The organism is Halarchaeum acidiphilum MH1-52-1 (assembly GCF_000474235.1).
In the GTDB taxonomy this organism is placed as follows: Archaea; Halobacteriota; Halobacteria; order Halobacteriales; family Halobacteriaceae; genus Halarchaeum; species Halarchaeum acidiphilum.
In genome coordinates, this window is the sequence record NZ_BATA01000021.1 from 24,211 (window position 1) to 35,126 (window position 10,916).

13 protein-coding genes and 3 pseudogenes are annotated in these 10,916 nt (G+C 67.7%); 10 read left to right on the forward strand and 6 right to left on the reverse strand.

All coding sequences use genetic code 11. The features are described 5' to 3' along the window. Positions 1-25: 25 nt before the first annotated feature. Entirely contained in the window at positions 26-394 is a 369-nt protein-coding gene (locus AOZ13_RS05590; RefSeq protein ID WP_081641491.1) for a winged helix-turn-helix domain-containing protein, read from the reverse strand. A gap of 120 nt (positions 395-514) precedes the next feature. On the opposite strand from AOZ13_RS05590, the gene AOZ13_RS05595 reads away from it, so the two are divergent. Beyond that, positions 515-799, forward strand: coding sequence for a hypothetical protein (locus AOZ13_RS05595; RefSeq protein WP_020220694.1), 285 nt, complete (start codon positions 515-517; stop codon positions 797-799). 198 nt (positions 800-997) lie between these two features. Then, positions 998-1,162: a hypothetical protein gene (locus tag AOZ13_RS14185; RefSeq protein ID WP_020220696.1), complete on the forward strand. Its 165-nt coding sequence runs from the start codon at positions 998-1,000 to the stop codon at positions 1,160-1,162. A gap of 259 nt (positions 1,163-1,421) precedes the next feature. Here AOZ13_RS14185 and AOZ13_RS13880 read toward each other — a convergent pair whose 3' ends face one another. Then, positions 1,422-2,081, reverse strand: coding sequence for a DUF429 domain-containing protein (locus AOZ13_RS13880; RefSeq protein ID WP_159103059.1), 660 nt, complete (start codon positions 2,079-2,081; stop codon positions 1,422-1,424). 150 nt (positions 2,082-2,231) lie between these two features. Here AOZ13_RS13880 and AOZ13_RS14860 point away from each other — a divergent pair. From AOZ13_RS14860 to cruF, 6 genes and pseudogenes are all read left to right on the forward strand, one after another. Continuing rightward, positions 2,232-2,570: pseudogene (locus AOZ13_RS14860) on the forward strand (PAS domain-containing protein); the annotation flags it as partial. A 266-nt stretch (positions 2,571-2,836) separates the two neighbouring features. Beyond that, a complete protein-coding gene (locus AOZ13_RS05605) occupies positions 2,837-3,772 on the forward strand; it encodes a bacterio-opsin activator domain-containing protein (protein ID WP_148294563.1) in 936 nt (311 codons plus the stop codon). A 105-nt stretch (positions 3,773-3,877) separates the two neighbouring features. Beyond that, the gene (locus AOZ13_RS05610) at positions 3,878-4,897 is read left to right on the forward strand and encodes a phytoene/squalene synthase family protein (RefSeq protein ID WP_199897062.1); all 1,020 of its coding nucleotides are present in this window, start codon (positions 3,878-3,880) and stop codon (positions 4,895-4,897) included. Continuing rightward, positions 4,894-6,389 (forward strand): annotated as a pseudogene (locus AOZ13_RS05615) (phytoene desaturase family protein). Before AOZ13_RS05610 ends, AOZ13_RS05615 begins: the two are co-directional and overlap by 4 nt. Beyond that, positions 6,386-7,213, forward strand: a complete 828-nt coding sequence (locus AOZ13_RS05620; protein WP_049933885.1) for a prenyltransferase — start codon at positions 6,386-6,388, stop codon at positions 7,211-7,213. Before AOZ13_RS05615 ends, AOZ13_RS05620 begins: the two are co-directional and overlap by 4 nt. Beyond that, positions 7,206-8,057 carry a bisanhydrobacterioruberin hydratase gene (gene cruF, locus AOZ13_RS05625; RefSeq protein ID WP_020222770.1) on the forward strand — a complete coding sequence of 284 codons (852 nt, stop codon included), beginning with the start codon at positions 7,206-7,208 and terminating at the stop codon, positions 8,055-8,057. The genes AOZ13_RS05620 and cruF overlap by 8 nt, the downstream gene beginning before the upstream one ends. 4 nt (positions 8,058-8,061) lie before the next feature. On the opposite strand, the pseudogene AOZ13_RS05630 reads toward cruF, so the two are convergent. After that, a pseudogene (locus AOZ13_RS05630) lies at positions 8,062-8,426 on the reverse strand (universal stress protein); the annotation flags it as partial. Here AOZ13_RS05630 and AOZ13_RS13890 point away from each other — a divergent pair. Both AOZ13_RS13890 and AOZ13_RS13895 read left to right on the forward strand, forming a co-directional pair. Further along, the gene (locus AOZ13_RS13890) at positions 8,394-8,819 is read left to right on the forward strand and encodes a uroporphyrinogen decarboxylase family protein (RefSeq protein WP_021780054.1); all 426 of its coding nucleotides are present in this window, start codon (positions 8,394-8,396) and stop codon (positions 8,817-8,819) included. The pseudogene AOZ13_RS05630 and the gene AOZ13_RS13890 sit on opposite strands and share 33 nt — an antisense overlap. An 85-nt stretch (positions 8,820-8,904) precedes the next feature. Then, entirely contained in the window at positions 8,905-9,300 is a 396-nt protein-coding gene (locus AOZ13_RS13895) for a thermonuclease family protein (RefSeq protein WP_148294564.1), read from the forward strand. 169 nt (positions 9,301-9,469) lie between these two features. Here AOZ13_RS13895 and AOZ13_RS15650 read toward each other — a convergent pair whose 3' ends face one another. The 3 genes from AOZ13_RS15650 to AOZ13_RS05645 form a co-directional block, all read right to left on the reverse strand. Beyond that, a complete protein-coding gene (locus AOZ13_RS15650) occupies positions 9,470-9,619 on the reverse strand; it encodes a rhodanese-like domain-containing protein (RefSeq protein WP_394324674.1) in 150 nt (49 codons plus the stop codon). A 90-nt stretch (positions 9,620-9,709) separates the two neighbouring features. Further along, positions 9,710-10,288, reverse strand: coding sequence for a DsrE/DsrF/DrsH-like family protein (locus tag AOZ13_RS05640; protein WP_021780055.1), 579 nt, complete (start codon positions 10,286-10,288; stop codon positions 9,710-9,712). Positions 10,289-10,295: 7 nt separating this feature from the next. Beyond that, entirely contained in the window at positions 10,296-10,538 is a 243-nt protein-coding gene (locus AOZ13_RS05645) for a sulfurtransferase TusA family protein (RefSeq protein ID WP_020220637.1), read from the reverse strand. Between the last annotated feature and the right edge of the window lie 378 nt (positions 10,539-10,916).

A 10,916-nucleotide genomic window follows, 5' to 3' on the forward strand; every position in this document is an offset into this window, starting at 1 on the left:
GTCGGCTTGAAAAAGTGAGTGTAGCTTAGTTTTCGAGCTCGCCGTCGAGTTCGAGGAGGTGGCGAAGCGTCACGCCCTCGAGCTTGTACAGGAGGTCGGCGATTTCGCTCTCTTCGTTCAACTGGTAGCGCTTGCTGTGCCCGTCACCCGTGCTCCGGGCGAACTCGATCACGCCCAGCTCCTCAAGATCGTCGAGGTGCTGGTAGACCGTGCTGCGCGCGGTGTCTGCAAGTCGGGCGACGTCGCTAACCGAGAGGTCGCGCCCGCGCTCTTGGACGAATGCTTCGATGATCTTCACGCGTGCTGGGCTGCTGAGCAGCGTGATAAGTGGGCTTCTGGCGTTTAGCTGCGACCCGCCGCCTTCGGTCTCGTGCACCGGTGTGGCCTCGGACATATCTCAGTGAACGAGATGCGAGGCTAAAAACGTTGTGCAGAAACAACGAACCCGTTCGACACAGTAAACACGTTTAAGTAATAATCGCTCGTGATTACATACGCCGGTGAATCTATCTAAATGGACGACTCTGAAATAAAATGCCGTGTCGTCGAGAAGCTTCTCCGAAACCGAGTCTTTGGCGACCACAAGTGGTCAATCGACCGTGCGGTAGACCACGCCCTTCCCAGTCATGCCGAGGGCCGCGGCCGCCAACTCATCAAGGACGAAATGATTCCGCAAAACGAAGCCTCCATCGAAGCCTATGGCGGCGGCGCACGCGAGAACGTCCGCCTTGGCGACGTTGACACTGCCATCCAATTCCTCAAGGACAACGGTGGCAACATCCCCTTCGGCTTCGACTAGCGGTCACCGCGACCGTAGACCGAAGCTCAACACGAGCAACTCTACCGTCTCCTTGGCACCGCTATACCGGCTGGCGATGTAGTTCTTCTTGCCGGCCTTTGAGAGCATCATAAGCCCCTCAACGTCATTGACCTGCGGCGGGAGATCCTAGCTGGAGACGATCGCGTCGCCCTCAAGCCCACCTCGAAGGACTGACCCGTGATCCCGACCGCCGACGCGACGAGTAAGCACCGCGCCGTCCGGCAGACACTTGCTGACCGGGAATTCAACGACGAGGAAATTGAGACAACCCGCGCATCGCACACCGAAGCCAACACCTCCGACTTCTCCGAGGACGTCGCCGAAAGCATCGAGCTCATCTGAAACCCAATCTCTCAACTCGACGTCTGTCCGCAACTATCAACGCTCAGCGGATCGAGTTCATCTGAAACGGTGCCCGGATCGGGGCACATAGACTCCGCTACCGGCGCTTGGCACATAGTGTTTCCGTCGACCCGCGATCCGCCCTGCGACCCGGGGGGTCGATGGCTCAGACGTCGCGGTGGACGATCTCCATTGGGGCGTCGCGCTCGGGGTCGCGCGGCGGGTCTGTGGGGAGCGTCTCAAGCGTCCCGCGGTCGGTTCACCCGGTGACCGCGAGGCCCATTGCGTCGAGGAGATCGTCGCAGTTGCCCGCGCGGAAGCGGCGACCGTGCGCGGGCGGGTCGTCGATGCGCTCGGCGACGAGGCGCTCGTAGGCCTCGCGAGCGTCGCCGTGCCGGTCAAGGACGTCGAGGCGCGCTTCGACGTCCTCGTCGTCGGTCTTCGCGGGCGCGATCGGACCGTCGCCGAGGCCGGCGAAGCAGACCTCCGGGTGGGCCTCGCGGACGACCCCGTGGGCGTCGGGGTGCTCGGCGAGGAGGACGTCGGCGTCGCGGACCTGCGGGAGGACGTTCCACGTCTGCGTGGTGAGCGAGCCGTCGGTCCGGGCCTCGACGCGGCGCTTCGCCGCGGCGTAGGTCGGCGCGTTGAGCGCGGCGTGCGGGGGCGCGAGGAAGACGCGGCGGCGCTGGCTCCCGAGGACCTCGCGGGCGCGGACGTCGCAGGCGCGCCGGCCGCGTTCGGGGAGACCGATCGGGATATCGACGAGGACGGACGCGGCGCCGCGGTGGGCGTGCCAGACGGGGAGGAGCGAGGGATGGAGGCGGGCGTCCCAACCGTCCGCGTCGCGGACGGCGGTGACCCAGCCGTTCGAGCCCCAGTCGACGCCGACGGCCACGGCGGTGTTGGGTGCGGCGGTCATACGCCCGGTAACGCCGCGGAGCGCCAAGAGCCTGCAGGGCGAGCGCATCGCTCTTACGTCTGCGCGTTCGACGTTCGGGCGTCGAGCATGGCATCCCGACACGGGACGGACGACGGAGAGGCGCTCTCGGACGCGCTGAAGGAGCGGGCGATGGATGAGGCGCCGGTGGGGATCACAATGACGGACCCGACGCGACCGGACAACCCCCTCGTCTACGTCAACGACGCCTTCGAGCGCATCACGGGCTACGAGCGCGAGGGGATCCTCGGGCGGAACTGCCGGTTCCTCCAGGGACCCGAGACGGCGACGGAGCGGGTGGACGTCCTCCGGCGAGCGGTCGAGACGGGCGAGTCGGCGGTCGTCGAACTCCGGAACTACCGAGCGGACGGCGAGGTGTTCTGGAACGAGGTGAAGGTCGCGCCGATCCGTGACGACGCGGGCGACGTGCGCTACTTCGTTGGCTTCCAGCGCGACGTCACGGAGCGCAAGCGCTCGGAGCTCGCGGTCCGGCGCGAGCGCGCGAACCTCGATCACCTCCTTAATCGGGTGGACGGTCTCCTGAGCGACGTCACGGAAGCGGTTGTCAGCGCGGAGAGCCGGGAGGCCATCGAGCGGCAGGTCTGCGAGCGCCTCGCAGCCGCCGAGACGTACGCGTTCGCGTGGCTCGGCGCGGCCGACCTCGTGGACGGAGTCGTCCGGCCGCGCGCGCGGGCCGGCGGGTCGGTCGACGCGGACGCCTCACCGTCCCCCACGACGTGGACGACCACCCGGTCGTCCGGGCGCTTGACTCGGGAGCGGTTGCGGTCGGCGACGGCGGGGCGGGTGTCCCGGCGGAACTCGCGGATGCCGCCGGCGGGGTCGCGGCGGTCCCGCTGCGCTACCGCGGGACGACGTACGGGGTGCTGACGGTGTGCGCGGCGGAGACCGGCGCGCTGAATGAGCGCGAGACGACGGTGCTCGAGTCGCTCGGCCGGACGGTGGCGACGGCGCTGAACGCCCACGAGTCGCGGCGGCTCGCGGCGGCCGATCAGGTTGTCTCGCTCGCCTTCGACGTCCGGGACCGATCGCTGTTCGCCGTCGACCTCGCGACGCGCGTCGACGGATCGCTGGACTACCGCGGAGAGGTGTACCGCGGGGAGACGCCGGTGCTCTTCTTCACCGCCGACGGGAGCGCGGGCGCCGAGCGCGTCCTCGCGGCCGCGGACGCGTCGCCGGCGGTCGCGGACGCGGCCGTGGTCGGCGACGCGGACGAGGCCGCGCTGTTCGAGTTCCACCTCCCGCCGTCGTCGTTCCCAGCCGACCTCGCGGCGCGCGGGGTGCGGATCCAGGGGATCGACGCCGCCGACGGCGCGGCTCGCGTCGAACTCGAACTCCCCGCGGGCGTCGACGCCCGCGCCGCCGTCGAGCGTGTCCGCGAGCGCTACGACGGCGTCGAACTCGTGCGCTACCGCGAGGACGAGCGGCCGCCGACGACGGCGCGCGACTTCGCCGCGACGATTGAGGAGCGCCTTACCGACCGGCAGCGCGCGGCGCTCCAGCGGGCGTACCTCTCGGGCTACTACAATTCGACGCGCATGGCGACGGGCGACGAACTCGCGGCGGCGATGGGCGTCTCGCGCGCCACCTTCCACCAGCACCTCCGCGCTGCGGAGCGCAAGGTGTTCGCCGCCTTCTTCGATCGGCATACCTGACTAGTCAGGTATGCCTCCTTTGTCGGCCCGCGAGCTATCTATGGTCGAGAGCCACCGACCGGCCGGTCGCGACCGGGCGCCCGTGTGGGTCAACTGTCACCAATGATCCCCTCTGACGACGTCGCCACGAGCAAGGCGATACAGCAGCGGACCGGCAAGACCTTCGCCGTCGCCACCCGCGTCCTCCCCAAGCGGGCCCGGCGGGCGACCTACGTCCTCTACGCGTTCTTCCGCGTCGCAGACGAGGTCGTCGACGACCCGCAGGGGGCGACGCCTACCGAGCAGCGCCGCGACCTCGCGCGCCTCCGCGCGGCCGCGCTCGGCAAGGCGGAGACGGACGACCCCGTGCTCCGCGCCTTCCGCGATCTCGTCGTCTCGTACGACATTTCCGAGTCGGAGATCGAAACGTTCCTTGACGCGATGGAAATGGACGTCGACACGCGACGCTACGACACCCACGAGGAGCTGGAGACCTACCTCCGCGGGTCGGCCGTCGCTGTCGGGAACATGATGCTCGCCGTGATGATGGAGACGTACGACATGGACGCGGAGACGGTCGATCGCGCTCGCCCGCACGCGAAGGCGCTCGGCGAGGCCTTCCAGCTCACGAACTTCCTGCGCGACGTCCGGGAGGACGTCAGGGACTACGATCGCATCTACCTCCCGCGAGCCACGCTGGAGCGCCATGGCGTCACCGAGGCGGAGATCCGCGCGTGCACCTTCTCGGAGCGCTTCGCCGCGGCGATGCGCGCGGAGCTCCGGCGCACTGAGCGGCTGTACCGCGAGGGGGTCGCGGGCATCCGCTACCTCCCGGAGCCGTGTCGCTTCGGAGTGCTGTGCGCCGCGGTGCTGTACGCCGACCACCACCGCCTCGTCCGCGAGCGCGGCTACGACACGCTCACCGCGCGCCCGACGCTGTCGACGCCGCGGCGCCTTTCGCTCACCGCGCGGACTTGGTACCACTGGAAGCGGATGGGCGACCCGCTGACGGCGTTCCACGCCGCGAGCGACGTGCCGGCGGTCAAGGGCGACCGGACGGAGCGCGCGCGGCGCGGCGACGGGGTGCGGACCCGGGCGCGCTCGGTCGCGGCCTCCCTCTCCTCCCTGCTGGGGGTGGGAGAGTGACGCGGTCGGTCACGGTCGTCAGCGGGGGCTTCGGCGGCCTTTCGACGGCGTGCTACCTCGCCGACGCCGGCTGGGACGTGACGGTCGTCGAGAAGAACCGACGGCTCGGCGGGCGCGCGAGCGTCCTCGAACGCGATGGCTTCCGCTTCGATATGGGACCGTCGTGGTACCTGATGCCCGATGTCTTCGAGCGCTTCTTCGGCTACTTCGGGAGCGAGCCGACGGACTACTACGATCTCACGCACCTCGACCCGCACTACCGGGTGTTCTTCAAGGGGGAGGGCGACGGCGCCGACCGCGTCGACCTCGACGGCGACGTCGAGCGGACGAAGGCGCTCTTCGAGTCGTACGAGGACGGCGCGGGCGAGGCCTTCGAGCGCTACCTTGCGACGTCCGAGGAGACCTACGAGGTGGGGATGGAGCACTTCGTCTACACGGACCGGCCGAACTTCCGGGACTACGTGGACTGGGACGTGATCCGGAACGCCCGCGGGCTCGGCCTCCTTGGGACGATGGACGAGCACGTCGCGGACTACTTCGAGCATCCCCGGCTCCGCCAGCTCGTCCAGTACACGCTCGTCTTCCTCGGCGGGTCGCCGTCGAACACGCCCGCGCTCTACAACCTCATGAGCCACGTCGACTTCAACCTCGGCGTCCACTACCCCGATGGCGGCATCGCGGCCGTCGTCAACGCCCTCGTCGCCCTCGGGGAGGACCTCGGCGTCACCTACCGGACGGGCGCCCCCGTCGCGGCGATCCGGGGCGAGCGCGGCGAGATGCGCGCCGAACTCGCGAACGGCGAGATCCTGCGCACGGACGCCGTCGTCTCGGACGCCGACTACGCGCACACGGAGCGTGAACTCCTCGACGCCGACGACCGCCAGTACGACGCCGACTACTGGGAGTCCCGAACGTACGCGCCCTCCGCGTACCTGCTCTACCTCGCGTCGAGGGCGATCTCGACCCCCTCGCCCACCACACGCTCGTCCTCCCGGACGGCTGGGACGAGCACTTCGACGCGATCTTCGACGACCCAGCGTGGCCCGACGACCCCGCCTACTACCTCTGCGCGCCCTCAGAGACGGACGACGCCGTCGCGCCCGACGGCCACAGCGCCCTGTTCGCGCTCGTCCCCATCGCGCCCGGGTTGGACGACGGCGACGCGATCCGCGCCGAGTACCGCGACTTGCTCCTCGACGATGTCGGGACCCACACCGGCCTCGACCTCCGCGAGCGGATCGTCGTCGAGGAGGACTTCTGCGTCTCCGACTTCGCCGCCAGGTACAACGCCGCTGAGGGGAGCGCGCTCGGCTTCGCCCACACCCTCCGGCAGACCGGACCGCTGCGCCCCGACCACCGATCCTCGGCGCTCGACGGCCTCTACTTCACCGGCGGGTACACCCGGCCCGGCATCGGCGTCCCAATGTGCCTCATCAGCGGCGAGCACGCCGCGAACGCCGTCTTGGAGGATTTCGCGCGCGTCGACGCATGAGCAGGCTCGCCCGCGCGCTCCGGCGCTCGCGCCCGCGCTTCTGGCTCTACCTCGCCGGCCCGGCGCTCGTCGGCGTCGCCTACGCCGCCGACGGAGTCGGGGACCTGCTCTCGCTCCCGGTCCTCGCCCTCGTCGCCTACTTCCTCGTCCCCGCGAACGTCTACCTCTACGGCGTCAACGACGTCTACGACGCCAAGGCGGACGCGGAGAATCCGAAGAAATCGGAGCGGGAAGTGCGCTATCGCGGCGAGCGCGGCGTCGTCGCGCTGGTCGCGCTCTCGGGCCTCCTCGGCCTCGCGCTCGCCGCGTGGCTCCCCGGGGCCGCCCCGTGGATCCTCGGCTTCCTCGTCCTCGGGTGGGCGTACAGCGCCCCGCCGCGCCTGAAGACGAAGCCGCCGCTCGACTCGCTCTCGAACGGCCTCTACGTCCTCCCGGGCGTCGCGGCGTACGCCGCGGTCGCGGGGTCGCTCCCGCCGCTCCTCGCCGTCCTCGGGGGCTGGGTGTGGACGATGGCGATGCACACGTTCTCCGCGATCCCGGACGTCGAACCCGACCGGCGCGCGGGCCTGCGCACCACCGCGACGGTCCTCGGCGCGCGCCGCGCGCTGGCCTACTGCGGGGCGTGCTGGCTCCTCGCCGCGGGCGCCTTCGCGCTCCTCGATCCCCGTGCGGGCCTGCTGTTCGCGCTCTACCCCGCCCTCGCGCTCGCGCTCGACCTGCGGGGCGTCGACCTCTCGCGGGCCTACTGGTGGTTCCCCGCGCTCAACACCGCCGTTGGCGCGGTCTTCACCTGTGCCGGTCTCTGGGGGGTCCTACGTGGCTGACGCTCGCCGCACCGCCGCGCAGGCGCGCCTTGAGACCGTCGTCGCTGAGAACCGCTTCGGCATCGCGGTGCTGGCGCCGCTGATTGGCGCGGCCTCGCTCCTTGCCGGGGCGCGCGGTTTCCTCCCCGCGTGGCTCGCGTTCAGCCCCGCGCTCCTCGTCTTCGGGACCGCGATGCTCCGCTTCCCGCTCGCCGCCGCGATCGCCCCCGAACTCGATCGGCGCGCGCTCGCGGTGCTCGCCGCGCTCTGCGGCTACACGTACCTGATCGAGCACGTCGGCGTGACGACCGGGTGGCCCTACGGCGCGTTCAGCTACGGCGTCGAACTCGGGCCGATGGTCGCGGGCGTGCCGCTCGCGCTCCCGCTGTTCTTCCTCCCGCTCGTCCTGAACGCCTACTTCCTCGCGCTGGCGCTCCTTGGCGAGCGGGCGCGCGCCCCTCACCTGCGCCTCCCCGCCGCCGTCGGCCTCGTCCTCCTCGTCGACTGCGTGCTCGACCCGGGCGCCGTCGCGCTCGGCTTCTGGTCGTACGCCGACGGCGGTCTCTACTACGGCATCCCGCTCTCGAACTACCTCGGGTGGGCGCTCTCGGGGAGCGTCGCGGTCGTCGCCCTCGACGTCACCTTCGACCACCGGGCGCTGCGCGCACGCCTCGACGCCTGCTCGTTTGCCCTCGACGACCTCGTGAGCTTCGTCGTCCTCTGGGGGCTGGTGAACCTCGCGTACGCAAACTGGGTGCCCGTGCTCTGCACCGCCGCGCTCGTCTGTGGCCTCCTCGCCACCGACCGCTTCGACCTCGCGCTCGCCCGCGGCGACGGCGAGGGCGGCGTGCGCGAGTGGGGGTGACGGGCTACTCGTCGACGTCGGTCTTCACGACGACCGCCAGGCGCGCCGTCAGGCGGAGCACCTGATCGGTGACGTTCCCGAGGAGCGCGCGGTACTCCTCGGAGCGATGCCGCGTCCCGAGGACGAGTAGGTCGGCGTCCACCTCCTCCGCGTAGGTGACGACCGTCTCCGCGGGGTCGCCACGCCGGAGTTTGCCGGTGACGTCGACGCTCGCACCGCCTCGCCCGCCTCCTTGAGGCCGTGCTTCGGGCCCTCGGCCTCGTCGACGCACTCGTCGCCGCTGTACGCCTCGTACACCGATTCGTCCACGACGTAGAGAGCGCGTAGCTCGCCGCCGTGCGCGGCCGCGAGTTCAACGGCGCGCTCCTCAGTCGCCTGCGCGAGTCGGTCGGCGACGAGACGTCACTCATCGGCTTCGCCGGCGGTGCGTTCACGCTCGCCTCCTACATCATCGCCAGCGGCTCCTCGCGCCACGACGAGATCCGGCAGTTCCGCGCGCGCCATCCCGACGCGTTCGCGTCGCTCCTCGACGTCATTGCGGATGCCGTCCTCGACTCACTCCAGTACCAGATCGACCACGGCGCGGACGTCGTCCAACTCTTTGACACGTACGCCGGCGAACTCGCGCCCGCGGACTACCGGGAGTTCCTCCTGCCGCTCCATCGGTGGATCTGCACGGGCGTCGATGCGCCCGTCATCCTTTTCGTGCGCAACATGGCGGGCCGCCTCGACGCGCTCGCCGACGCGACCCGGATGCGGTGAGCCTTGACTGGACCGTCGACACTCGGAGTGGGGCGGAAAGGCCAGTAGTCACGCTGCGTCGATGCTCGCTGGTGAGACAATCTAGATTGCGGTTGACCAGGAGGCTGACCGCCGTGGGAGCTACGGTCGCCTTCTCGTCTACGCCTACACGCCAAATGGGGCGAATTTCAACCGGCAGATGCTCGAAGATGGCTACGCCCGTTTCTACGACAGTTCGTTCTCGAATCGGAGCGACTTCGCCGACGCCGAGCAGCAGGCCCAACTACTCTCAATCGGCCTCTGGGACTTCGACGAAACAACCCAGTCCACGACGACGCGAGAGGAGAGCGATGATGTTCCGCCTCCGCCACCAGATGGTGACTATGACTGCTCGGACTTCGGCACGCAAGCCCAGGCCCAACAAGCCCTTGACCAGACTGCTGGTGATCCACACCGACTCGATGGCAACGGCGACAGCGAAGCCTGCGAATCACTCCCCTAACTCGGTTTCCTGCCGTCGATGCCTCTGCCAGGATAGAAAACTGTCTCAGATCGGTGAACATACAGTGAAAAGGCAACGCGTGTGTCTGAGGGTGTGAATTTGTGGCAGCGCGACGACTAGCTCCGACGGCCCACTCCTCATGGCACGTCCGAATGCTTATCCGGTTGATTCACGAGGCGTCGAGACTGATGAAGTTCTCGCCGCTGAGATGGTCATAGATCGGGAGTTTGTGGCTTCCTGGGATGTGCGTCTCGTGGTAGCTGTAGCTCGGCCGAACGTCGAGGACGAACGTTTCGCTGGCTTGTCCCCATACTTCTATGGGAAGTTGTTATATTGCTCAATATAAACAATTCTACTTTGCTCGAAGTGATGAGCGCTTCACTGAAGATCAGGTACGAAACGAAGGCGGTCAGACGAGAAGTTGGATGTCGGCGTCAGCCATGTCTTGGATGGCTGTGGCGGCGCCAACACCAGTCGTGACGCCATCGTAGAAGTCGTCCTCGTCGTAGTCCATGAGGTCGATGGTCATCTGACACGCTTGGAATTCGACGCCCATGTCGAGCGAGGTGTCAATAAGCTCCTCGATGGTCGCGGTGTCGTTGTCCGCGATGCGCTTTTCCATCATCTTCGTCGTCATTCGATCCATTCCGGGAAGCGCGGCGACGGCGTTCGGAACGGGCATGTTCGGGTTGCCGACCGAACTGAGCTTGAGACTCTTCGAACGTTCCTCGTGGAGGATATCGAGTCCCCAGAAGGTGTGGAAAACGGTGACCTCATAGCCGAACGCCGCCGCGGTCGAGGCGAGGATGAGGGGTGGGTAGGCCATGTCGAGCGTCCCTTTGGTGGCGATGATGGACATCTTCGGCTGCCCGTCGCCTACCTCAGCCTTGAGGTCTGCAGTTGTCTCCTCTAACTCTTCGACTCGCGCTTCCAGCTCTGCGCGACTGGGGTCAGTCTCATCGTCGGGAGATGGTGTGCCAGTACTCATTGTTAGATCATTCCGTCTTCCGCACGTAGTGCGTGTAGACGTCCTCGCCGTCCGTCTGGTCGAGAAGTTCGACGCCGTCAGTCGTCTCGGCCCAGCCGCCGAGGTCACTCATGCTTCCGGGGTCGGTGGCGAGCACTTCGAGGATGTCGCCCTCGTCGAGGTTGTCGGTCGCTTGCTTCGTCTTGACGACGGGCATCGGGCAGTTCTGTCCTTTCACGTCGAGCGTCTCCGTGACTTCGTAGTCTACCATGATATTGGCCTCACCACCCAATATTGGGGCTGCGCTGAAAAGCATACCGGTAGTAGTTCGCCTATTGCACACTCTCAAACTCGCAGATATCCTATTACTGTCGTGTAAGCGCCTACAATGAGATTATAGCAAATAGAGTATTGTGTAGTAATTGTATTACTATGCAAAGTCTTATTTGCGGTCGGCCGATACAGAGGAGTGAGATGAGCGACAACGCATTCGTGACGACCGAAGCCGCAGTTGAGGAAGTCACGCCGGAGCGACTGAAGGAACGCATCGACGCCGGCAGGGATGTCTTCCTCCTCGACGTCCGCTCGGAGAGCGACCACGAGGAATGGCGTATCGACGGCGCGAGCGTCGAGAGCGTCAACTACCCCT

Coding starts and splice junctions, on each gene's coding strand:
- AOZ13_RS05640 (WP_021780055.1), bottom strand. CDS start 10,288: ATGAGTACTGGCACACCATCTCCCGACGATGAGACTGACCCCAGTCGC.
- AOZ13_RS05620 (WP_049933885.1), top strand. CDS start 6,386: ATGAGCAGGCTCGCCCGCGCGCTCCGGCGCTCGCGCCCGCGCTTCTGG.
- AOZ13_RS05645 (WP_020220637.1), bottom strand. CDS start 10,538: ATGGTAGACTACGAAGTCACGGAGACGCTCGACGTGAAAGGACAGAAC.
- AOZ13_RS05595 (WP_020220694.1), top strand. CDS start 515: ATGGACGACTCTGAAATAAAATGCCGTGTCGTCGAGAAGCTTCTCCGA.
- AOZ13_RS05590 (WP_081641491.1), bottom strand. CDS start 394: ATGTCCGAGGCCACACCGGTGCACGAGACCGAAGGCGGCGGGTCGCAG.
- AOZ13_RS13880 (WP_159103059.1), bottom strand. CDS start 2,081: ATGACCGCCGCACCCAACACCGCCGTGGCCGTCGGCGTCGACTGGGGC.